The organism is Streptomyces sp. NPDC048211 (assembly GCF_043202315.1).
Classification (GTDB): domain Bacteria; phylum Actinomycetota; class Actinomycetes; order Streptomycetales; family Streptomycetaceae; genus Streptomyces.
Genome location: NZ_JBIDAD010000002.1, coordinates 943,436 through 965,293 on the forward strand (window position 1 = coordinate 943,436; position 21,858 = coordinate 965,293).

18 protein-coding genes are annotated in these 21,858 nt (G+C 73.4%); 10 read left to right on the top strand and 8 right to left on the bottom strand.

Annotated features, from left to right (window positions below):
* Window positions 1-233: 233 nt before the first annotated feature.
* Window positions 234-1,007: an IclR family transcriptional regulator gene (locus tag ACGFZA_RS11040; RefSeq protein ID WP_393678691.1), complete on the top strand. Its 774-nt coding sequence runs from the start codon at window positions 234-236 to the stop codon at window positions 1,005-1,007.
* Window positions 1,004-1,855 carry an SMP-30/gluconolactonase/LRE family protein gene (locus tag ACGFZA_RS11045; RefSeq protein ID WP_393678692.1) on the top strand — a complete coding sequence of 284 codons (852 nt, stop codon included), beginning with the start codon at window positions 1,004-1,006 and terminating at the stop codon, window positions 1,853-1,855. The genes ACGFZA_RS11040 and ACGFZA_RS11045 overlap by 4 nt, the downstream gene beginning before the upstream one ends.
* A gap of 51 nt (window positions 1,856-1,906) precedes the next feature.
* Here ACGFZA_RS11045 and ACGFZA_RS11050 read toward each other — a convergent pair whose 3' ends face one another.
* The 3 genes from ACGFZA_RS11050 to ACGFZA_RS11060 all read right to left on the bottom strand — a co-directional run bounded on the left by ACGFZA_RS11050 (window position 1,907) and on the right by ACGFZA_RS11060 (window position 5,220).
* Window positions 1,907-2,890: a hypothetical protein gene (locus tag ACGFZA_RS11050; protein WP_393678693.1), complete on the bottom strand. Its 984-nt coding sequence runs from the start codon at window positions 2,888-2,890 to the stop codon at window positions 1,907-1,909.
* Between the two features lie 150 nt (window positions 2,891-3,040).
* Window positions 3,041-4,069 (bottom strand): zinc-binding dehydrogenase, encoded by a 1,029-nt coding sequence (locus ACGFZA_RS11055; protein ID WP_385283295.1) that lies wholly within the window; start codon window positions 4,067-4,069, stop codon window positions 3,041-3,043.
* A complete protein-coding gene (locus ACGFZA_RS11060; RefSeq protein WP_385283297.1) occupies window positions 4,066-5,220 on the bottom strand; it encodes a mandelate racemase/muconate lactonizing enzyme family protein in 1,155 nt (384 codons plus the stop codon). The genes ACGFZA_RS11055 and ACGFZA_RS11060 overlap by 4 nt, the downstream gene beginning before the upstream one ends.
* A 251-nt stretch (window positions 5,221-5,471) precedes the next feature.
* On the opposite strand from ACGFZA_RS11060, the gene ACGFZA_RS11065 reads away from it, so the two are divergent.
* Window positions 5,472-6,722, top strand: coding sequence for an aminotransferase class I/II-fold pyridoxal phosphate-dependent enzyme (locus tag ACGFZA_RS11065; RefSeq protein ID WP_393678694.1), 1,251 nt, complete (start codon window positions 5,472-5,474; stop codon window positions 6,720-6,722).
* 38 nt (window positions 6,723-6,760) lie between these two features.
* Window positions 6,761-7,825, top strand: coding sequence for an MBL fold metallo-hydrolase (locus tag ACGFZA_RS11070; protein WP_385283301.1), 1,065 nt, complete (start codon window positions 6,761-6,763; stop codon window positions 7,823-7,825).
* Between the two features lie 15 nt (window positions 7,826-7,840).
* Here the strand turns inward: ACGFZA_RS11070 and ACGFZA_RS11075 are convergent, their stop codons facing one another.
* Together ACGFZA_RS11075 and ACGFZA_RS11080 are read right to left on the bottom strand one after the other, a co-directional pair.
* The gene (locus ACGFZA_RS11075; RefSeq protein WP_385283412.1) at window positions 7,841-8,467 is read right to left on the bottom strand and encodes a DedA family protein; all 627 of its coding nucleotides are present in this window, start codon (window positions 8,465-8,467) and stop codon (window positions 7,841-7,843) included.
* Window positions 8,467-9,249: an MBL fold metallo-hydrolase gene (locus ACGFZA_RS11080; RefSeq protein ID WP_385283304.1), complete on the bottom strand. Its 783-nt coding sequence runs from the start codon at window positions 9,247-9,249 to the stop codon at window positions 8,467-8,469. The genes ACGFZA_RS11075 and ACGFZA_RS11080 overlap by 1 nt, the downstream gene beginning before the upstream one ends.
* A 173-nt stretch (window positions 9,250-9,422) precedes the next feature.
* On the opposite strand from ACGFZA_RS11080, the gene ACGFZA_RS11085 reads away from it, so the two are divergent.
* A complete protein-coding gene (locus ACGFZA_RS11085) occupies window positions 9,423-9,827 on the top strand; it encodes a hypothetical protein (protein WP_385283307.1) in 405 nt (134 codons plus the stop codon).
* Between the two features lie 132 nt (window positions 9,828-9,959).
* On the top strand, window positions 9,960-12,131 hold the full coding sequence (locus ACGFZA_RS11090; RefSeq protein WP_393678898.1) for an alkaline phosphatase family protein: 2,172 nt from the start codon (window positions 9,960-9,962) through the stop codon (window positions 12,129-12,131).
* 21 nt (window positions 12,132-12,152) lie between these two features.
* Here the strand turns inward: ACGFZA_RS11090 and ACGFZA_RS11095 are convergent, their stop codons facing one another.
* The 3 genes from ACGFZA_RS11095 to ACGFZA_RS11105 form a co-directional block, all read right to left on the bottom strand.
* On the bottom strand, window positions 12,153-13,205 hold the full coding sequence (locus ACGFZA_RS11095; protein ID WP_385283310.1) for a LacI family DNA-binding transcriptional regulator: 1,053 nt from the start codon (window positions 13,203-13,205) through the stop codon (window positions 12,153-12,155).
* Between the two features lie 73 nt (window positions 13,206-13,278).
* Window positions 13,279-13,914, bottom strand: coding sequence for a DUF305 domain-containing protein (locus tag ACGFZA_RS11100; RefSeq protein WP_393678695.1), 636 nt, complete (start codon window positions 13,912-13,914; stop codon window positions 13,279-13,281).
* An 18-nt stretch (window positions 13,915-13,932) separates the two neighbouring features.
* A complete protein-coding gene (locus ACGFZA_RS11105) occupies window positions 13,933-14,883 on the bottom strand; it encodes a DUF1996 domain-containing protein (protein WP_393678696.1) in 951 nt (316 codons plus the stop codon).
* 286 nt (window positions 14,884-15,169) lie between these two features.
* On the opposite strand from ACGFZA_RS11105, the gene ligA reads away from it, so the two are divergent.
* The 4 genes from ligA to secD all read left to right on the top strand — a co-directional run bounded on the left by ligA (window position 15,170) and on the right by secD (window position 21,680).
* Window positions 15,170-17,263 (top strand): NAD-dependent DNA ligase LigA, encoded by a 2,094-nt coding sequence (gene ligA / locus ACGFZA_RS11110; RefSeq protein ID WP_393678697.1) that lies wholly within the window; start codon window positions 15,170-15,172, stop codon window positions 17,261-17,263.
* A gap of 431 nt (window positions 17,264-17,694) precedes the next feature.
* On the top strand, window positions 17,695-18,543 hold the full coding sequence (locus ACGFZA_RS11115; RefSeq protein ID WP_393678698.1) for a rod shape-determining protein: 849 nt from the start codon (window positions 17,695-17,697) through the stop codon (window positions 18,541-18,543).
* An 80-nt stretch (window positions 18,544-18,623) separates the two neighbouring features.
* Entirely contained in the window at window positions 18,624-19,346 is a 723-nt protein-coding gene (locus ACGFZA_RS11120; RefSeq protein ID WP_393678699.1) for a hypothetical protein, read from the top strand.
* A gap of 51 nt (window positions 19,347-19,397) precedes the next feature.
* The gene (gene secD / locus ACGFZA_RS11125; RefSeq protein ID WP_393678700.1) at window positions 19,398-21,680 is read left to right on the top strand and encodes a protein translocase subunit SecD; all 2,283 of its coding nucleotides are present in this window, start codon (window positions 19,398-19,400) and stop codon (window positions 21,678-21,680) included.
* The last annotated feature ends 178 nt before the right edge of the window (window positions 21,681-21,858 follow it).

The window sequence follows — 21,858 nt, forward strand, 5'->3', positions numbered from 1 at the left end:
GCCGAACCGGCAGGCGCGCCCGGACCGTGTCCACAAGCCCGGGCGAAGGGGGCGCAGGGTGGCATCGCCCCCATGTCATTCGCTCGCATACCGGGAGAAAAGGAACGTATCGATTCGGTTGTCGAGTGCCGCACATCACCTCGTCATTGCCCCGCAAGTGCGCCACGCTTAGCCTGTGTTCGTGATGCCGGTCACTGGCCGGAATGTCGAACACGAGAGGGTGGTGCACGACCATGGGGCGACTCGTCCCTGCGGTGACCCGGGCGCTGGACGTACTGGAACTCTTCCTCCACGGCGACGGTACGCTCTCCGCGCCCGAGGTGACCCGCAAGCTCCAGCTGCCGCGCACCACCGTCCATGAGCTGCTGACCACGCTCGCCGCCCGTTCGTACCTCGTGACGATCCCCGACCAGCCCGGCCGCTACCGCCTCGGTGTCCGGACGTACCAGCTCGGCAGCCGGTACGCCGAGCAGCTCGACCTCGCCGCCGAGGGCCAGCAGGTGGCCCGGCAGGTCGCGGAGACCTGCGGGGAGACCGTGCATGTGGCGATCCTGGAGGGGACCGACGTCATCTACATCGCCAAGGTGGACTCCACCCACGCGGTCCGGATGGTGTCGGCGGCCGGCCGGAAACTGCCCGCGCACTGCACGTCGGTCGGCAAGATGCTGCTCGCGGCCCTTCCCGGCCGGGAGCTCGACGCCCGCCTCGACGGCCTCGAACTGACCGGGATGACCCCCGACAGCATCACCGACGAAGGGGAGCTGCGAGCCGCCCTGGCCGTCGTGCGGGAGCGCGGCATCGCGGTGGAGCACCGGGAGTCCAACCCCGACGTGAGCTGCGTCGCGGCGCCCGTACGGGACCGGTCGGGCCGGGTCGTCGCCGCGCTGTCCGTCTCCGTCCCCATGAGCCGCTGGAGCGAGGAGCGCGAGGCGGAGCTGGCCGCCCTCGCGGCCGAAGGCGCCGACGCGCTCTCCGGTCGCCTCGGCCACCACCGGAGGGAGATGTGAGCCGCCCGCGCCTCGACGTCGCCGTACGGGAGCACGCCGCACTCGGGGAGGGCCCGACCTGGGACCCGGCCGCCGGGCGGCTGATCTGGGTCGACATCCTCTCCGCCCGCGTCCACACCTTCGATCCGGCCGACGGCCGGCGGACCGTCATGGCCACCGAGCAGCATGTCGGCGCGGCCAAGCCGCGGGCCGGTGGCGGCCTCGTCGTCAATCTGCGCGACGGCATCGGCCTCTATGACGCGGACGGTGCCTTCAGCTGGCTCGTGCACGACGCCGAGCCGGGCCGGCGCGGCAACGATGCCGCGGTGGCGCCGGACGGTGCGCTGTGGGCGGGCACCATGCGCTACGACGAGTCGGAGGTCGGCGGCAGCCTCGGCCGTATCGCCCCCGACGGCACGGTCACCCGGGTGCTGCCGCTGGTGGCCTGCAGCAACGGCACCGGCTGGAGCCCGGACGGCAGGCTGATGTACTACATCGACACGCCGACCCGCCGGATCGACGTCTTCGACGTGGACGGCGAACAGGTCGCCGGCCGAAGGCCGTTCGCGACCGTCGAGGAGGGCGCGGGCTACCCCGACGGCCTCACGGTCGACGCCGAGGGGGCCGTCTGGGTCGCCCTGTGGGACGGCGCCGCGGTGCGCCGCTACACGGCCGACGGCAGGCTGGACCGCGTCGTCGAGCTGCCGGTACGACGGCCCACGGCCTGCGCCTTCGGGGGCCGGGACCTGCGCGACCTCTACATCTCCACCGCCCGCACCGGCCTCCGGGCGCCGCACCCGCTCTCGGGCTCGCTGCTGGTCCTGCCGGACGCCGGGCTGGGCATGCCCGGTACGGCCTTCGCGGGCTGAGACGGGGAAGGAGCTGGGCGGGACCGGGTCACGGACCCGCCCAGGGGCGGTTCACCGCGCCGGGAAGCGCCGCAGGGGACCCGGCAGCCGGGAGCCCAGCGGCGACATGTTCCCGTCGGCGCCGTGCCGGGCCAGCAGATCCAGGACCAGCCGGCCGCGACGGACCCGCTCACGCGCCGTGTCCAGGGCGGTATCGCGCAGATGGGCGCCGTACGGGTAGATGCCGGGCGCCTTGGACAGGCCGAACTTGAGGTAGAGCGGGGCGCCGCGCCTGATCAGCTCGGCCGCCTCGTACATCCGTACGTACCCGCCGAGGTCGTCCGGGGCCTCGATGTACAGGTCCATCGGAGCGGCCGAAGCGCGCCGGATCTCCGTGAAGTGAGCGAGCGTCAGGTCGGACGGGATGTTGACCGAGTCCGCCCCGAGCTGTTCGTACACCGCGAAGGACGCGGGGTTCACGGGGCCGACCAGGGCGGACACCTTGAACGTCGTATCGGCCGGCAGTACGCCCTGCTCGCGCAGCCGGTGCAGGGTCCAGAGCACTCCCTCGTCCGCCACCAGCAGGCACTTCACGCCGAGCGCGGAGGCGCGCAGGGCATCCTCGACACAGCCCGCCAGGGCGTCGTGGCCACGGGCGCGCAGCCCGGCTCCGCCCGAATCGGTGCGGAACGAGGCCCCGGTGTCCCAGCTGCCGCGCGGACCGGTGAACAGGCAGAGCTCGATGCCGCGTTCTGCGCAGCCCTCGACCATGTCCGTGATCTCGGTGTCGCTGAGCATCCAGACGCCGCTGCCCTGGCTGATCCGGTGCACGGGGACATCGAGCCGTGCGCTCTCCTTCAGTACGACGGACAGTGCCTCGGGGCCCTCCACGGACGGGATCTCGGTCCGCCAGGTGCCGCCGTCGGGAAAGGAGTGCGGGGACGCGTCGGCCGGGTCTGCGGCGGGCGCGCCGAGTCCGAGCGCGGTGAGCGCGGGCTCACCCGGGGGCCGGGGACCGGTACGGGATCCGGACGGGGCGGGGGATGCGGAGGTCATGAGCGACCTTTCGTGTTCGGTGGGTCGGACGAGGTTCGAGCAGAAGGGCGACGGGCGGGGCGGGGCGGCGGGGGCGTCGTGCCGCCCGTGCCGCCTGGGCCGAGGGTGTGTACACACCGCCGGTGCCCGCCAGGGATGACGGGACAGCCCTCAGGGGCGCATCAGCACCTTTCCCGTCCCCGCGTCGCCGCCCCCGACCAGCGCCACGGCATCCGCGAACCGCTCCAGCGGGAACTCGTGCGTGATCAGCGCCGCCGGATCGAGCAGCCCCGTGGTGAACGCCCGCACCGCGTACGACCAGGACGCGGAGGACGCCCCGAACACGCTGCGCACCGTGAGCTGACTCACCGACAGATGCACCGGGTCGATGCCGACGGCCCCCGGCGCGAACATCCCGGTGAGGACGGCCCGCCCGCCGCGCCGCGCGAGCAGGCAGGCGTCGGCCGCGGTGGTCGATGCGCCGGCCGTCTCCACCACCAGGTCGTACCGGCCGTGCACCTCCGCGGCCTCCTTGGGCGCCAGGGCCTCGCTCGCCCCGAAGAGCAGCGCCTGGCGGGCCCGTTCGTCCCTCGGGTCGATCACCGTCAGCTCCCCGGGCGACACCGCGGCCAGCAGCTGGACCGCGAGCAGTCCGAGCGTGCCCGCGCCCACGACCGCGATCCGCTCGCCCGGCTCCGGCGACCCGGCCCGCACCGCCGCCGCGACCACCGCCGCGGGTTCCAGCAGCGCCGCGGCGCGCAGGTCCGCGTCGTCGGCCAGCAGGTGCAACAGCCGTGCGGGCAGCACGACATGGTCGGCGAACGCCCCGGGCCGGGTGAAGCCCGTCTCGTCGTACCCCGAGGTGCACAGCGAGGTATCGCCGCCGCGGCACCGCTCGCAGCTCCCGCAGGAACGGAAGCCCTCGGCGACCGTGCGCCGGCCGGTCAGGGCGGGATCGACGCCCGGGCCCACCGCTTCGACGGTGCCCGACCACTCGTGACCGGGCACCACCGGGTAGCGCACGTAACCCGGGTCGCGACGGCCGTCGTACACCTCCCGGTCGCTCATGCAGATCCCGGCCGCCGCCACCCGCACCCGGACCTCGCCGGGACCGGGCTCCGGGACCGGGCCGGAGGCCAGCCGGTGCTCGCCGGGCCGCTCGATCGTGATCGCCCGCGAGAGGGCGGGTCCGTCGCTCACTTGGGCTGCCTCTTCTCCCAGCCCTCGGCCCACAGGTCGAACCGGGCCTGCTGCTGCGGGAACTCGGCGGCCGCGTCCACATCGAGCTCCACGCCGAGACCGGGGGCGTCGGACAGCTCGAAGCAGCCGGTCTCCGGGTCGACCTGCGGGGCGCCGCGTACGACCTTCTTGATGTCGGCGTCCGCGAAGTCGTTGAAGTGCTCAAGGATCTTGAAGTTGGGCGTGCAGCCCGCGACCTGGAGGCTGGCGGCCGTCAGCACCGAACCGCCGACGTTGTGCGGGGCGATCAGCGTGTAGTGGGTCTCGGCCGTCGCGGCGAGCTTCCGGGTCTCCAGGATGCCGCCGATGTGACCGACGTCCGGCTGGATGATGTCGGCGGCCTGCGACTCGAAGAGTTCGCGGAACTCGATGCGGTCGTGGATGCGCTCACCCGTCGCGATCGGGACGTCGACCTTGCCCGCCACCTTGGCGAGCGCCTTGAGGTTCTCCGGCGGCACCGGCTCCTCCAGCCAGGCCGGCCGGAACGGGGCCATCTCGTGGGCGATCCGTACCGCTGTCGAGGGGCTGAAGCGGCCGTGCATCTCCAGCATCAGCTCGGTGTCCGGGCCGATGGCGTCCCGGACCGCCTCGATGAGCGACACGGAGTACCGGGTCTCCTCCTGGCCCAGCTCGAAGTGGCCCGTCCCGAACGGGTCGATCTTCAGCGCCCGGTAGCCGCGCGCGACGACCGCCGACGCGGCCTTGTGGTACGCCTCCGGGGTCCGCTCGGTCGTGTACCAGCCGTTGGCGTACGCCTTGACCCGGTCGGTCACCTTCCCGCCCAGCAGCTGCCAGACGGGGACGCCGAGCGCCTTGCCCTTGATGTCCCAGCAGGCCATCTCGACGACCGCGATGCCGGACATCACGATCTCGCCGGCCCGCCCGTAGTCGCCGTACTTCATCCGGCGTACCAGGTCCTCGACGGCGAACGGGTCCGAACCGGCGATGTGGTTGGCCTCCGCCTCGCGCAGATAGCCGATGAGCGCATCGGTGCGGCCGAGCATCCGGGTCTCGCCCACTCCGGTGAGACCCTCGTCGGTGTGGACCTGCACATAGGTGAGGTTGCGCCAGGGTGTGCCGACCACATGTGTGCTGATTCCGGTGATACGCACGGCAGTTGCCCCTCGACTTGTTCGATATTTCGTCACTCGTTCGAAATCCTGGCGTGACCGTAATGACGCGGCAGGGCGAGTGTCAATGGGGCTGTCGCCGTGCGATGCGGTTTCCCGTGCCGCCGGGCGTCCTGCCGAGGCCGTGGCAGGACGCCCCGGACGGCTTTGTCCCCAGCGCAGGCGCCCCGCTCGATTCCCTCGTATAAAGGGGCCGGAGAGCCAGTGAGCGAGCGGCGGCGAAGGAGGCCCGGATGGGCCGGGAGCGGACCGGACGTCAGGGGCGCGGCGCGCCCGGGGTCCGGGAGGACCGCGGGCCCGTACGGTACGGACCGCCCGCGCCCGGCCCCGGACTGCCGGTCCTGCCCGAACTGGCCGAGGTGCTGGCGGCCGCCGCGGCCGACGGCGAACCCGAACCGGCCGGCGGCTCGGCGGCCCTGCGCGAGGCCGCCCGCGCCTACTGGGACCGGCGCGGACTGCACGGCGGCCCCGAGCACATCGCCGCCGCCCCGGGCACCTCCCCGCTGGTGCTCGCCCTGATCGCCGCGCACGGCGGCGACGTACTGATGCCCCGCCCCTGCCCCGCATCCTGGATCCCGCAGGCCCGGCTGCTGGGCAGGCCCGCCTACCAGGTCCCGACCCCCGCCGAATGCGGCGGTGTGCCCGACCCGTACGCACTCCTGGAGACCGTGCGCAGGGTGCGCGCCGAGGGAGGCAGGCCGCGGCTGCTGCTCATCTCGGTGGTGGACGACCCCACCGCCACGGTCGCCCCACCGGAACTGGTGCGTGAGGCGTGCGAGGCGGCCGTCGCCGAAGGGCTGCACATCGTCAGCGACGAGACGTGGCGCGACACCCTGCACCGGCCGCACGACACGGTGCTGCTCAGCCCGGCCGAGATGTGCCCCGACGACGTGACGGTCGTCTCCGACCTGGCGGGCGCGCTGACCCCGTCGGCCTGGCCGGTCGCCGTCGCCCGCTTCCCGGACACCGAGCGCTCGGCGGTGCGCCACGCCCGTACGCTCGACATCCTCACCGCGCTCGGCGCGCTCGTCGCGGGCCCGGTCGCGGCGGCGGCCGCCCATGCCCTGCGCGAACCGGACGCCGTCACCGAGCGGGTCCGCCGGGCCGCCGCGATGCAGGCGCGGATCGCCGCCGCGGCCCACCGGACGGTACTCGCCTCCGGCGCCCTGGCCCGCCCCCCTCAGGCGGGCCGTCACCTGTACGCGGACCTCGGCCCGCTCCGCTCCCGGCTCGCCGCCCGCGGGGTCACGGACTCGCTGGAGCTGGAGGAGTACCTGACGGACCGGCTCGGCGCACCGGTCCCCGGCGGCCACCGCTTCGGCGACGAACTGGGCGCGCTGCGGGTGCGGCTGGGCACCGGATCGCTGCTCGGGGCGACCCCGCAGCAGCAGACGGAGTCCCTCACGGCTGCCGAGCCCCTCGAATTGCCGCATGTCGCGGCAGCCCTGAGCATGTTGCGAGCAGCCCTCGACGAACTCCGCTGACGCACCGCGCCGGCGCCCTCCGAGACGGGAGCCCCCCGATGACGGAACGGACAGAGCGCTCCCTCGCCCGGGAGACGCGCCCGGTGTGCCGCGGCGAGGTGATGACCCCGCGGCCCCTCGGAGAGGTGCGTTCCTGGCCGGCCGGCTTCGCGGACCGGCTCACCGCGCCCCTCCCCGGTGTCACCGGCGTGTCCCGGCTGGCCCGTGAGCACGCCATCCGGCCCAACGCCGAGGGACTGCGCGGCATCCACCGGCTGCCGTACGCCCCCGAGCCGCTCCCCGCCGCCCCCGCCGGGACCACCTGCGTCACCTGGGCCGGGCACGCCAGCTGGATCATCCGCACCGGCGGACTGACCGTGCTCGCCGACCCCGTCTGGTCCCGCCGCATCCTCGGCACCCCGGCCCGGATCACCCCCGTCGGCGTCCGCTGGGAGGACCTGCCGGCCGTCGACGCCGTCGTCATCAGCCACAACCACTACGACCACCTCGACGCACCCACCCTGCGCCGGCTGCCCCGGCACACCCCGCTGTTCGTACCGGCCGGACTGGGCCGCTGGTGCCGGCGCCGCGGCTTCGCCTGCGTCACCGAACTCGACTGGTGGGAATCGGCGCAACTGGACGGCGTCCGCTTCGACTTCGTGCCCTCGCACCACTGGTCCAAGCGCACCCTCACCGACACCTGCCGCTCGCTGTGGGGCGGCTGGGTGATCGAGGACACCGCCGGGCCCGGCCGCGGGCAGCGGATCTACTTCGCCGGGGACACCGGATACGGCCACTGGTTCACGGAGATCGGCCGCCGCCACCCCGGCATCGATCTCGCCCTGCTGCCGATCGGCGCGTACGAGCCGCGCTGGTGGCTCGCCGATGTGCACGCCGACCCGGAGGAGGCCGTGCAGGCGTACGAGGATCTCGGCGCCCACGCCATGGCGCCGATGCACTGGGCGACCTTCCTGCTCTCCGCGGAGCCCGTACTCGAACCGCTCACCCGGCTGCGCACCGCCTGGCGGCGGGCCGGCCATCCACGCGAGCGGCTCTGGGACCTGCCGATCGGCGGCTCACGCATCCTCGACACCACGAGCGAACCGCGTACCGTCGGCCCCTGACCCGGACCCCGGTGCTCACTGGCCGGACCGCGAGCGCAGCCGGCGCCACACCGCCGGCGCCCCGCTGATCAGCAGCGTCAGGCCCACCGCCGCCACCACGCCCTGCCACGGCTCCGGGAACAGCGAGCCGCCGAGGATCCCGATCAGCTGATACGTGGCCGCCCACGCCAGACACGCCGGCACATCGCCCCGGGCGAACCGCCTGAGCGGCATCCGGCCCAGCAGACACGCCAGCATCACCGGGATGCGCCCCGCCGGCACCAGCCGGGACAGCACCAGCACCATCGCCCCGTGCTCGTCGAGCTTCTGCTGCGCCTGCGCGAGCCGCTCCGGCGCGGCCCGGTCGCTGATCGCCCGCAGCCACTTGGAACCGTTCTTCGACCGCACCCCGCGCTGCCCCAGCCAGTACAGGCAGATGTCCCCGAGGAACGCCGCGGACGACGCCACCACGAAGACGATCAGCAGCGCGAACGGGGACGACTGATGGAACGCCACCACCGCCGCCGAGCTCACCAGCGCACCCGTCGGCACCACCGGCACGAGGGCACCCAGCGCCACCAGCAGGAACAGGGAGGGATAGCCGACCGCCTGCTGTGTCGACTCCGGTGGCAGCTGCGCGGCCCTTCCGAGAAGGTCGAGTATCACCCGGCGGCTCCCGGCCGCACGTGCCCGCCGTGCTCCAGCCGGTGCACCGCCACCTGCGGCGCCCGCATCGCGGCCTGGCGGACGAACTCGTCACCCGGCGAGTGGAACTCGTGGGGCCGGATCCCGTCCATCCCGATCGGCCAGTACGTGCCGTAGTGCACCGGCACGGCGGCCCGCGGCCCGATCCGGACCAGTGCCTCGGCCGCGCGCGCCGCGTCGAGATGGCTGTGACCCAGATACGGCCCCCAGCCGCCGACCGGCAGCAGGGCCACGTCCACCGGACCCACCGCCTGAGCCATGTCGTCGAAGAGCCCGGTGTCCCCGGCGAAATACGTGCGGGCCTCGCCCTCCACGACGTATCCGAGCGCGGGGGAGCGGTGCGGGCCGACCGGCAGACGCCGCCCGTCGTGCAGCGCCGGCACGGCCCGGATGAGCACCCCGCCGACACGCACCTCGTCGCCCGCGGACACCTCGGTGATCCGCACCCCGCGCACCCTGCGCAGCAGGCGGAGCCCCGGAACCGCCCGGACCGCACCCAGCGGAACGACCAGCCGGGCACCCGGGGCGACACGGGCCAGCGACGGCAGATGCAGATGGTCGGAGTGCAGATGCGAGATCAGCACGACGTCGGCGACCGCGGCCGCCGGACCCGGCAGCTCACCGCGGCGCCGCCGCAGATGCGCGAAGCGCCGTACGAAAAGGGGGTCCGTCAGGACCCGCACCCCGGAGTCCTCGATCGTGCAGGTGGCATGACCCCACCAGGTGATCTCCACCGGCACGTGCCGCCTCCTGCTCGTAGGACCTGCCGAAGAGCCTACGGGGCGGACGGCACCCACCGCGGCCCCCGGCGCACTCCGGGCGCCCCCGAGCGCCCCTTCCCGCCCTGACATGCGCCTTCTTGTCCGCGAATCCGGCCGGTAGGGTCGGGGAACGCCTACACGGGGAGACGGCCATGGGGCACGTACGGGTGGCGGCCATCGCCAGTCTCACGCCGCTCGAGGAACTCGACAGCGACCCCTTCCTCGTGGACACCCGCAGCCAGCACGCCATGTGCGCCCGCTGGGCGGCCGACCAGGGCTACGTCGTCACCCGCCAGCTGCGCCTGTACGGCCTGCGCCCCGACCACCACGCGCTCTGGGCCGACATCGAGGGCGGCGAGGCCGAACTCTTCGTCGCCCCCACCGACCGGGTCCTCGCCCGCGCCATCGCCTCGGTTCCGCAGTTCGCCGCGGAGTGCGAGCGGCGCGGCGTCCGCCTGGAGATCGCCGGTCTCGACGAACCGCAGTACAGCTCCCGTACGAAAGCAGGCGTGCACCGCAGGCTCTCCATGCCGACCGCCGGCTACGACGGCTGCTGAGCGCCGCCCACCGCTCCGCGGCGCGCCGCCGCCATTGTGAAAGGCTGGGGCAGGGCCCGGAACGGCGGGGCCCGGACGTGAGGTGGCAGCGGCGTGGGTGACGGGCGATGGCGAACAGCCGGCAGCGCCCTGATGCGGGTGATCGTGGTGTGGGCGGTATCGACCCTCACCCTGCTGGCGCTCGCCGGGATTCTGCCGGACTTCCAGCTCCAGTCGGACGACGGCGACAGCGTGACCAAGACCGCGTTCACCGCGGCCTGGGGAGCGGGTGCCTTCGGTCTGCTCTCGGCGCTGGTCTGGCCGGTGCTCGTACGGGCCCTGCTCATCGTGCCGGCCCTCGTCCTCGGCATGCTGGTCTTCTTCCTCAACGGCTCGCTGCTCCTGATCGCGCTGCGGCTCATCCCGGACGGGCGCGGCGCCGCGGCCCCGGAGACGGCCGTCGTCGTCGCGGCCGTCATGTCCGCGGTGGCTTCCGCGACCTCCACGGCCCTCGCCGTCCGCGACGACAACGCCTACCGGCGCAGGCTCTCGCGCCTGGCCGAACGGCGCCGCCGCCGCAGCGGCACGGGCGGCGAGGACGGCGAGGGACCGCCGGGCACCGTCTTCATCCAGCTCGACGGGGTCGGCCACGACCTCCTCGTGCAGGCCGCAGCCGCCGGGGTCATGCCGACCGTCGCGCACTGGCTGGCCGACGCCGAGGGCCACCGGCTCACCCCGTGGCGCACCGACTGGTCCAGCCAGACCGGGGCCAGCCAGCTCGGCATCCTGCACGGCAGCAACCACGACATCCCCGCCTTCCGCTGGTACGAGAAGGAGACCGGTGACGTCATGGTCTCCAGCAGACCGGCGAGCGCCCTCGAACTGCAGCGCCGGGCCATCGTGCGCACCCACGACGGCGGACTGCTCACCCTCGACGGCGCCAGCCGCGGCAACCTCTTCAGCGGAGGCGCCGACCAGCTGGCCCTCGTCCTGTCGATGGCCGCCCGGCGGGGCAAGGGCCGACGCTCCAGAGCCGGATACTTCGCCTACTTCTCCGACCCGGCCAACGCCGTCCGCACCGCCCTCTCGTTCGTCGCCGAGGTCGGCCGCGAGATAGGGCAGTCGACCCGTGCCCGGATCCGCAAGGTGACGCCCCGGATCAAGCGCGGCGGGCTCTACCCCTTCATCCGGGCCTTCGCGACCGTCCTCGAACGCGATGTGGTGGTCTCCGCCGTCATAGGGGACATGTTCGCGGGACGGACCGCCGTCTATGCCGACCTGGTGGCGTACGACGAGGTGGCCCACCACTCGGGGCCGCACAGCCGGGACGCCGAGAAGGTCCTCGCCCGGCTGGACCGGTCGATCGCCCTGATCGCCAAGGTGGCCGAGCACACCCCCCGCACCTACCGCATCGTGCTCCTGTCCGACCACGGACAGAGCCCCGGGGAGACCTTCGCCGGGACGTACGGGCTCACGCTCAAGGACCTCGTGCGCGCGGGCAGCGGGCTGCCGGTGCCCCGCAGGGCCCAGCGCACCCGGAGCGGCTCCGAGGCACGCGACGCCGTCCGGATCGCGCTCCACCGGCCGGTCGCCGAGGGTGGGGAGAAGCAGGTGGCGGCAGCCTCCGACCCGGTCGTCCTCGCCTCCGGCAACCTCGGCCTGATCTCCTTCCCCGACATCGAGGGCCGGGCCTCGCAGGAACAGGTGGACCGCCGCCACCCGGCCCTGCTCGGCACGCTCGCCAACCACCCCGGCATCGGCTTCCTGCTCGTCCGCAGCGAGCGCGACGGGTCGGTGGTGCTGGGGCGCGCCGGCGCGCGGGTGCCGGTGACGGAGCTGAAGGACGGCCAGGGACCGCTGGAGCCGTTCGGCCCGGGAGCGGCGGACGCGATCCGGCGCACCGACACGTTTCCGCACGTCGCGGATGTGATGGTCAACTCGATGTACGACCCCGGGACCGGCACCGTGCACGCCTTCGAGGAGCAGATCGGCTCGCACGGCGGTCTGGGCGGCGAGCAGTCCCGGCCGTTCCTGCTCTGGCCGCGCGAAATGACGGACCCGCTGGACGCCGCCGCAGCCGAGAGCGGGGAGCGGCCAGCCGAACTGGTCGGCGCGGAGACGGTGCACCGGGTCCTGAAGCGCTGGCTGCACGAGGTATCGGGGCCGCAGGTGCCGGTGCGGCGGGAGGACGGGCCTGCCGCCCGGACGCGGCGGCGGACCGTACGGGGACGGGGGAGCGGGCCCGGGGAGGGCGGGGAGGCGCTCCTCGGCCGCCCCGCCTCCTCCGACAGCGAGACGGACGCAGGCAGCGGCTCGCGGGGCTGACCGCACCCCGCAAGGCCCCGGTCAGGCGGACTGCCGCCGCACCAGCGTGGGATGGAAGATCACGGACGGCGCCGGCACTCCGGGCGCGCCGATCTGCTTCAGCAGCAGCCGCGCCATCTCCGCGGACATCTCCTCCACCGGCTGCCGGACCGTCGTCAGCGGCGGATCGCAGGCCAGGGCCGCACTGCTGTCGTCGAACCCGACGAGGGCGACATCCCCGGGAACGTCCTTGCCCGCCCGCAGCAGCACCGGAATGGCGCCGAGGGCCATCAGGTCCGACGCGATGAACACCGCGTCCAGGTCCGGACGGTCCGCGAGCAGCCGCCGCATCGCCGCCGCCCCGCCCGCATGGGTGAAGTCGCCCTCGGCGGCGGCCACGTCCCCGATGCCGTGCGCGGCGAGCGCGTCCAGGAAGCCCGCGAGCCGCGCCTGACCGGCCGGCATGTCCTGCGGGCCCGACACGGTGCCGATCCGGTGGCGGCCCAGCGAAGCCAGGTGATCGGCCGCCAGCCGGGCCCCCGCCCGCTGGTCCGCCTCGACATAGGTGATCGGCGTCGGCCTGCGGGGCTGACCGGCGAGCACGGCGGGCAGCCGGGTGTCGTGCAGCAGCCCCGGCAGCGGATCGTCCGCGTGCGACGAGATCAGCACCACCCCGTCCACATGCCCGTGGCGCAGGTACGACACCAACTGGTCGCGGGACTCCTGGTCGTCGGCCAGCATCAGGACCAGCTGGATCCCCGCAGGCCGCAGCACCTCCAGCAGGCCGCCGACCACCCGCCCGAAGTACGGGTCGGAGAACATCCGGCCCACGAAGGGCTCGGACACGGGGCGCCGTTCCCGCTCCGAGACGACGAGCGCGATCGAGTCGGTGCGCCGGGTCACCAGCGAGCGGGCCGCACGGTTGGGCACGTATCCGGTCGCGTCCACCGCCTGCTGGACCATCCGCCGCAGCGCCGGGTCCACGGTGGTCGCCCCGTTGATCACCCGGGACACCGTCGCCCGGGACACCCCGGCCACCCCGGCGACGTCCTCCAACGTGGCGGGACGGGCGGGCAGCGGCGCGTCGGCAGTCATGCAGTCTTTATACCGGGTGGTACCAGGCGGGCCGAAACGGCCGTCGAGGCCGTGGGACTCCGGGGCCGGGGCTTCAGCCGGTGCGTGCCGACAGCCCTGCGAGCCGGTCGAGTTCGGCCCGGCGGGCCGAGACCAGAGCGGCGGCGAGCCGTCGGGCGTCCGGCCGGGTACCGGCCTTCGTCTCGGAGCGCGAGACCTGTGCGGACTGACGCAGATGGTCGCCGATCTGCGCCACGAGGAAGCGGTCGAACGCCCGGCCCTCGACGGTTCGGGCGCGCCGGAGGTCGTGCTCCGTCACCATCCCCGGCATGTCGTGCCCCTCGTGCACATTGGTGTCCGGCAGCCCCATCCGGGCCAGCAGCGGCCGGAGCCGGGCGAGTTCGCCGTTCTGGGCCGTGCGCAGGGTGGCCGCCCAACTCCGTACCCGGGGATCGTCCGCCCGCCGCGCCGCGAGCGAGAGCAGTGCCACGGCCTGTGCGTTCATCGGGGTCATCAGCTGGGCCCAGGCGGCATCCGTGGGATCGGCCGGGGTGGAGAGCGGGGGCGCGGAGACCGGGGAGGCGGATGCGGGCGGGTGCGGTGCGCTCTCCGGGGCCGAGCAGCCGGTCAGCGCGAGCAGCAGGGACAGAGCAGCGGTGGTGCGGGCCGCCTTCGTCACGAGGGCCTCCGGAAGAACGCCCGTCCGGGGCGTACTGCCCCGGACGGGCATCGGACGGGTGGTGGACGGTCAGGGGGTGCCGTCGGCACCGCACTTCACGATGGCGTTGATGCAGTCGCGGACCCGCTGGGCCATCTCGGCCTCGGGCCACACGTTGAAGAAGTCGCCGTGCATCGTGTAGCCACGACCGGACGCCAGCCGGAACCGGGCGGGGTCGCCGTTGACGGGATACCGCAGCACCTGGCGCAGCTTGGGAACCGGCACCGGGTGGGTCGACGGGCACGCACCGCCGACCGGGTAGGCCATGTGGCTCTTGTGGTCGGCGGAGTCGAGGTCCCGGCCGTTCCAGCACTGGGGGAAGTCCAGGTAGGACTCCAGCATCGCGCCCGCCGGGCAGTTCACGAAGTCGTGCGACGGGTTGACCTCGCCGTGGTGCAGACAGGACCAGCGCGAGATCGTGTTGTCGTCCGGACCGGTCGCCTTCGCGTTCCCCGCGACGATCCGCAGACCGCGGGGGAAGGGCTGGATCCGCTGGATGATGTCGTCCCGGACGCCCTCGCCCAGGTAGTAGAAGGTCGTGCCGGTGGGTTCGACCTCCTTGTCGCCGTCGTACAGGGTCGGCACCCAGTACGAGGACAGGTCCGTATCGGGTGCGCAACTGGTCCTGGCCTTCTCCAGCGAGGCGAGGTCGGAGTTGCCGTTCGTCGAGTCGTTGCCGAAGAAGCTGTGCATGTGCGAGGCCCCGGGCAGTCCGGGGAAGACGATCGGGTCGTCGGGTGCCCGGTGGGTGTACGGGCACTCGGCGAGGAACTCGGCGACCCGGACGACGTCCGCGGCGGCCTTGGGGGAAGGTGCGGTCGCGGCCCTCGTGTCCGGCCCGGCGGACGCGCTGCCGGTGGCCACCTGGAGGAAGGACAGGGCGAGCGCGGCGGCGGCGAGCGCCGCCATGCCTCGGCGCCGGGACGGAAGGGTTCTGCGGCGGCTGTCCACGCCGGTAGGTCGATGACGGAAGAAGAGCACGGCACTCCTGTTCGGGGGAAGTGGGGGATTCCTGGACCATGCGAGAGAGCGCTCTCTCGTTGGAACGTAAGAGTGCGTCACGTGCATGTCAATAGACGAAGCTGAGCTGCAAGTTCCTTCTGATTGAACCTAGTTGGAGCGGCGAGGAACGGGAGAGCGCTCTCTCTTGTGAGGTTTCCACGGAAGGTGTCGCATAGGGGGACGGACAGGGCTCCGCGCCGGCTCCGGAGCGTCGCGCGGAGCTCATGACCAGGGCGTTGTCAGTGGGGGACGGCAGGATAGGGGCATGACGAACTCAGCTGTTGTGCTCGCCGATACCGCCGCCTACGCCGCCGCGGTCGAAGAGGCGTCGCAGGCCGCCGCCGCGTACTACGCCACGGGCGAGAGCGTGCTCGACGACGATGCGTACGACCGGCTGGCGCGCGGGATCGCCGCGTACGAGAAGGAGCATCCGCAGGACGTGCTGGCCGAGTCGCCGACCGGCAAGGTGGCCGGCGGCGTGGCGGTCGGCGACGTGCCGCACACGGTCCCGATGCTCTCCCTGGACAACGTCTTCTCGGCCGAGCAGTTCGCGGCCTGGGCGGCCTCGCTGGAGCGCCGGATCGGCCGGCCGGTCACCGCCTGGAGCGTCGAGCCGAAGCTCGACGGCCTCGCGGTCGCGGCCCGTTACCGCGCCGGCCGGCTGGAGCAGCTGATCACCCGTGGCGACGGCACCGCGGGCGAGGACGTGTCGCATGCGATCGGCACCGTCGTCGGACTGCCCCGGCAGCTCGCCGAACCGGTCACGATCGAGATGCGCGGCGAGATCCTGATGACGACGGAGCAGTTCGAGCAGGCCAACACACTCCGCACCGAACACGGCGGGGCCCCCTTCGCCAACGCGCGCAACGGCGCGGCCGGCACCCTGCGCGCCAAGGACCGTCCCTACACGGTGGAGATGACGTTCTTCGCGTACGGCGTCGTGGCGCTGCCCGCCCCGGGGGAGCCCGCCGCCATGCCGGCCGAGCTGCCGCACAGCGAGACCCTCGCCCATGCGGCGGGGCTCGGGGTCCACACGGCGGCGGACACGGCAGTGGCGCCACGCACCGTCACGTCCGTCGAGGAAGCCCAGGCGCGGATCGAGGAAGTCGCTTCGCTGCGCGCCTCGTTGCCCTTCGGGATCGACGGCGTCGTCATCAAGGCGGATCTCGCGGCCGACCAGCGCGACGCCGGTTCCGGCACCCGGGCCCCGCGCTGGGCCATCGCGTACAAGCTGCCGGCCGTCGAGAAGGTCACCCGTCTGCTCGGCGTCGAGTGGAACGTGGGCCGTACCGGCATCATCGCGCCGCGTGCCGTGCTGGAGCCGGTCGAGATCGACGGATCGACCGTCAGCTTCGCCACGCTGCACAACCCGGCCGACATCACCCGGCGCGATCTGCGGATCGGCGACCACGTGATGGTCTACAAGGCGGGCGACATCATCCCTCGCATCGAGGCCCCGGTCGCCCATCTGCGGACCGGTGACGAGCAGCCGGTCGTCTTCCCCGAGGTGTGCCCGCAGTGCGGTTCGGAGATCGACTCCAGTGAGCAGCGCTGGCGCTGCGTCCGGGGCCGCAACTGCCGCCTGGTGGCTTCCGTCTCGTACGCGGCGGGGCGCGACCAGCTCGACATCGAGGGCCTCGGCGCGACGCGGGTGGTCCAGCTCGTCGATGCCGGTCTGGTCGCCGACTTCGCCGATCTGTTCACCCTGGAGCGCGAGCAGTTGCTCGCGCTGGAGCGGATGGGCGAGACCAGTACCGACAATCTGCTGGCCGCGATCGACGCGGCGCGCGCGCAGCCGCTCTCCCGGGTCTTCTGCGCCCTGGGGGTGCGAGGCACCGGGCGCTCCATGTCCCGGCGGATCGCGCGCTACTTCGCCGACATGGACCGGATCAGAGCCGCCGACGTCGAGACGCTCCAGCGGGTCGACGGTATCGGAAAGGAGAAGGCCGCCGGAGTCGTCGCGGAGCTGGTGGAGCTTGCCCCGCTGATCGAGAAGCTCGTGGCCGCCGGGCTCACCATGACCGAGCCGGGCGCGACGCCGCCGCCGGAGCCGGGCGAGGAGGGCGACGCCGCGGCACCCGGCGAGGGGGTGGACGGGCGGCCGCTGGACGGGATGACCGTGGTGGTCACCGGAGCGATGACGGGCGCTCTGGAGAAGCTGTCGCGCAATCAGATGAACGAGCTGATCGAGCGGGCCGGCGGGAAGGCGTCCTCCAGCGTCTCCAAGCGCACCACCCTCCTGGTGGCCGGCGAGAAGGCCGGCTCCAAGCGGACCAAGGCGGAGGACCTGGGTGTGCGGATCGCAGGCCCGCAGGAGTTCGCGGAGCTGATCGCGGACTTCCTGCCCTCCGAGGTGTGACCGTGCGGCCGCCGGACGCGGGGGAGCGTCCGGCGGCCGCACGTCCGTCGGGCGAGGTGTGTGCGGGCGGGCGGGTGTTTGGCGGGTGGGTCGAGGCGTGTCCGGCGGTACGCCCGTCGTTCCAGGTGTGTGCGATGGGCGTGTACTCGTCGCCCTGGGTGTGTGCGGCTGCCGTGTGCGCCGTCGACTGCGGGTGTCCGGGCGCCCGGGCGCCCGGGGATGTCCGTGCGTGCGACCGCCCGACGACGTCGGGCGGTCGCAGGAGCCGCTCGCGCCCGGTGCCGCGGGCCCGGCTGCGTCGCATCCTTCGATGTGATGAGGGAGTGGCTTTCTTTGCCTTCCTATTGCATAGTGAGGGTTCGGCCATGCCTCGCTATCGGTGGGTCAATGGGTGTGTGAACGGCCGTAGTAGCGGCCGGGGGTGAGGGGCGATGCGTTCTTTGCGCGACGGACAGCGACAGGTTCGCTCCGTTCACCGGCAGCACGCGCAGACCCGGCCGCATCCGCAGCATCGCGGGATCACCCGCGGACTGGCGATCGACCTCGGCAGTTCGCGCACGCGGGCCTGGATCCCCGGGCAGGGAGTCGTCGCGGACACCGGAACCGACCCGTCCGGCGCCTACGGACGCGGCGTCCGGCCGGTCCGCCGCGGACGCATCGTCGACACGGAGTCGTGCGGCATGATGCTCGGCCGGATCGCCGACACCGCCCTGGGCGCCGACCGCAGCGACGCGGTGATCGTCCTCAGCCACCCCGTCCTCGCCGGACCGGGACACCGTGCCGCCGCCCGCGACATCCTCACCGCGCTCGGCCCGTCGCGCGCCATCGTCCTGGACAGTGCCAGGGCCGCCGCTGCCTGCGCAGGCCCGCAGGACGGCGGCCCCCTCCTCGTCGTCGACATCGGTGCCGAGCTGACCGAGACGACTCTCCTCGTCGACGGCCGGGTCCGCGACGCGCGCCTGGCCGAAACGGGGACCAGCGACCTGGAGCCCGGTGAGGCACCCACCGCCGTCGTCGGGGCCGTCCTGGACATGGTCATGGCGATGTGGCACCAGGACCGGAACGGAGCACTCCTCGGAGCCCTGCGCAGGGGTCCGTTGCTTGCCGGGGGCGGTGCGCTGCGGCCGGACATCACCCACCGGATCGCGGCCCGCCTCGGCGTCCCCGTCCGGCTGACGGACGATCCGGCGACCGCGGTCGTGCGCGGCGCCGGGCTGATCCTCAGCTCCGTACTCCGCCACGCCACCGTCGCACCGGCCCTTCCCGGCCGATCCGGGTGACCCCCCTCCCGGGGCCGCCCCGGGGGAACGTGCCTCCCGGCGGCCGGCCGGACGACCCGGAGCACCGCGGGCGCGCAACGGTGGCACGGCAGTTCCTCGCCGCCCTCCTTCTGGCGGTCCTCACCGTGGTGGGCGGAGTGCCCGCGGCAGCCGGGGACGGGCACCTCACCGCCGTCCTCGCCGGGCCGGTGCCCTCCGCCGGCGGTCCGGCGGGAACCCGGCCACCCGCGGAGTACACCGACCGCACCTTCCACACCGGCCGCTCCCCACGGGCTGGCCGCACCGTGCCCACGGACAGTTCCCTGCGCATCGAACGGCCCGTGCGCATCGACCGCTCCCTGCGCATCGAACGGCCCGTGCGCACCGACCGCTCCCTGCGCACCGACCGGCCCGTGCGGGCCCGTCCGGCCGACCGGACACTGCCGTTCTGCCGCGACATCCGTCCCGCCAGTACCGCCAGTACCTCCCGTACCGCCCCTCGCCCAACCGGCGTGGTCACCGCTGCCGGTGTCCACGGCTCCGGGCCGGCGACGGCGCCCCAGCCGTGGGCCGCCGCGGAGCACCCCCGTACCCCGCAGTACCTGCCACCGCCCGGTCCGGGTTCCCTGCCGCCGCTCCCGCCCGGGATCCCGCCGTCGCACCCCGTCCCCGGGTCCGCATCCGCCGCGCCCGCCCGGGCCGCCGACCGTTTCCGCGCCGCGCTCCCCGGCGTGCGCGGACCTCCGAGGGCCGCCGTTCACCGGCCCGGGGACCCGTCACAGGTCCCGAACCCCATCACCGGCGTGCCGCTCCCGTCGTCCTAGCCCCCTTCAGGGAGCTGGACCGTGTCCGGCCGCCCCTCGGAGGAATCACGCATGACCCGCGCCACCACGGTGCGGGCGGTTCTGGCTGCGGCCGTACTGCTCGTCTCCGTGCTCATCACGCTGACCATGTCCCCCAGACTCGGCCTCGATCTCCAGGGCGGCACCCGCATGGTGCTGCAGGCCAAGGACTCCGAAACCGCCGAGGCCGACCGCGAGAGCACCGACCGCACGCTGGAGGTACTGCGCAAACGCATCGACTCGCTCGGCGTCACGGAGCCGACCCTGACCCGTTCCGGCGAGGACCGGATCATCGTCGAACTCCCGGACGTCCAGGACCCGCGCAAGGCCTCCGACGTCATCGGCAAGACAGCCCAGCTCACCTTCCACGCCGTACAGGGCCCCGGCACACCGGGCGGCGAAGGGCTGACGCTCCCCGACGAACAGGACCGCAGCCTCGCTCTCGGCCCCGCCGCGCTCTCGGGCTCGGGCGTCAAGGAGGCGTCCGCCGCGTTCGATGCCCAGCAGGGCGCAGGCTGGAGCGTCTCCCTCGACTTCCACAAGGACGCCGGCCGGGAATGGACCCGGCTGACCGGTGAGGCGGCCTGCCATCCTGTCCAGGACGAGCGGCGCCGCGTCGCCATCGTCCTCGACGAACAGGTGATCTCCTCGCCGCAGGTCTCTCCGACCGTCGCCTGCGACACCGGCCTGCCTTCCGGGTCCACCCGCATCACCGGCTCCTTCAGCGCCGACGAGGCCCGTGAGCTCGCTCTGTTGATCCAGGGCGGGGCATTGCCCGTGCCCGTCGAGATCGTCGAACAGCGGACGGTCGGCCCGACGCTCGGCGCCGCCGCCATCGACGCCAGCGCCCGCGCCGCCCTCATCGGCGCCGCGGCCACGGCGCTGTTCATCACCGTCGTCTACCGGCTCTTCGGCGCGCTCGCCGCCGTGGCCCTCGGCGCCTACGGAGTCATCTCGTACGCCGCACTGGTCGCGCTCGGCGTCACGCTCACGCTGCCCGGACTCGCCGGGTTCGTCCTGGCCATCGGGATGGCGGTCGACGCGAACGTGCTGGTCTTCGAACGGGCCAGGGAGGAATACGCACTCCGTCGGGGCACGTCGCTGCGGACGTCGCTCACCGCCGGGTTCCGGCACGCCTGGAGCGCCGTCGCCGACTCCAACGTGACGACGCTCATCGCGGCCGGCCTGCTCTTCTTCCTCGGCTCGGGACCGGTCAAGGGCTTCGGTGTCACGCTCGGCATCGGCGTCCTCGCGTCGATGTTCTCCGCCCTCGTCATCGCCCGCGCCCTCACCGAGACGGCCGCCCGTTCCCGGTTCGTCAGTGACTACCGGGGCGTCAACGGCATCGCGAGCCCCGGTCGCGTACGGACCTGGATCGCCCGCCGCGATCCGCAGCTGATGCGCTCACCCCGGCGCTGGCTGCTGATCTCCACCGTCCTGGTCGCGGTCGCGGTGGCAGGCATCCTGGTGCGCGGCGTCAACCTGGGCGTCGAGTTCACCGGCGGCCGGCTCGTCGAGTACGCCACCAGCCCGCCCGTCGACGTGGAGCGTGCGCGCACCGCGCTGGCCGGGGCGGGCTTCGGCGATGCCGAGGTCACCACGGCCGGTGCGGGCGACATCTCGGTGCGCACCGGGAACCTCGACAACGACGGCGAACACGCACTGCGCGCCGCCCTGGCCGTGGAGGGCGGCGAGACCACCAAGGTCCGCGACGAACTCATCGGCCCCAGCCTGGGCGACGAACTGCGGCGCAACGCCCTGATCGCCCTGGCCATCGCCGTGTTCGTCCAACTGGGATATCTGGCGATCCGGTTCCGCTGGACGTTCGCCGTGGCTTCCGTCGGGGCCCTCGTCCACGACGTGATCATCCTGGTCGGGGCCTTCGCCTGGCTGGGACGCACCGTCGACGGCATCTTCCTGGCGGCACTCCTCACCGTCATCGGGTACTCCGTCAACGACTCGGTGGTGGTCTTCGACCGGGTCCGGGAACTGTGGGCGAAGGCCCGTAAGGAGCCCCTGTCCGACGTGGCGAACCGGGCCGTCCTGCAGACCGTGCCCCGGACCGTCAACACCGGTATGGGCGCGCTGTTCATCCTCGTAGCCCTGGCGGTGCTGGGCGGCGACTCACTCGCGGACTTCGCCCTAGCCTTGCTGATCGGCATCGTCGTGGGTACGTACTCCTCGGTCATGACCGCCGTACCGGCCGCACTTCTCCTGGAGCGCAGCAGCAAGGCCCCGCCGCCCGCCCGTGCCCCGCGCAGGAAGCCCGGGGCGGCCGGACGGCGGGACCCGCTCGACAACGGGGCGCGCGTCTAGCGCACATCCCTCACCGGAACGTCCAGCACATCCGGAACGCCCGGCACATCCAGCACGTCCAGCACGTCGGCGTCGGCATGCCCCTGCGCCGGCGCGCGTCGCCCCTGCGCCGTTCGAGCGGCACAGGGGCGACGCGTTCCGGCCACGGCATCCGGCGGCAGCGGCGACGGCACAATCC

What these genes read in the sequence shown, in the direction of transcription:
- ACGFZA_RS11090 (WP_393678898.1), top strand. Translation starts at nt 9,960, where the DNA reads ATGCGGGTGATCGTGGTGTGGGCGGTATCGACCCTCACCCTGCTGGCG.
- ligA (WP_393678697.1), top strand. Translation starts at nt 15,170, where the DNA reads ATGACGAACTCAGCTGTTGTGCTCGCCGATACCGCCGCCTACGCCGCC.
- ACGFZA_RS11100 (WP_393678695.1), bottom strand. Translation starts at nt 13,914, where the DNA reads ATGCCCGTCCGGGGCAGTACGCCCCGGACGGGCGTTCTTCCGGAGGCC.
- ACGFZA_RS11115 (WP_393678698.1), top strand. Translation starts at nt 17,695, where the DNA reads ATGCGTTCTTTGCGCGACGGACAGCGACAGGTTCGCTCCGTTCACCGG.
- ACGFZA_RS11050 (WP_393678693.1), bottom strand. Translation starts at nt 2,890, where the DNA reads ATGACCTCCGCATCCCCCGCCCCGTCCGGATCCCGTACCGGTCCCCGG.
- ACGFZA_RS11085 (WP_385283307.1), top strand. Translation starts at nt 9,423, where the DNA reads ATGGGGCACGTACGGGTGGCGGCCATCGCCAGTCTCACGCCGCTCGAG.
- ACGFZA_RS11095 (WP_385283310.1), bottom strand. Translation starts at nt 13,205, where the DNA reads ATGACTGCCGACGCGCCGCTGCCCGCCCGTCCCGCCACGTTGGAGGAC.
- ACGFZA_RS11065 (WP_393678694.1), top strand. Translation starts at nt 5,472, where the DNA reads ATGGGCCGGGAGCGGACCGGACGTCAGGGGCGCGGCGCGCCCGGGGTC.
- ACGFZA_RS11040 (WP_393678691.1), top strand. Translation starts at nt 234, where the DNA reads ATGGGGCGACTCGTCCCTGCGGTGACCCGGGCGCTGGACGTACTGGAA.
- ACGFZA_RS11070 (WP_385283301.1), top strand. Translation starts at nt 6,761, where the DNA reads ATGACGGAACGGACAGAGCGCTCCCTCGCCCGGGAGACGCGCCCGGTG.
- secD (WP_393678700.1), top strand. Translation starts at nt 19,398, where the DNA reads ATGACCCGCGCCACCACGGTGCGGGCGGTTCTGGCTGCGGCCGTACTG.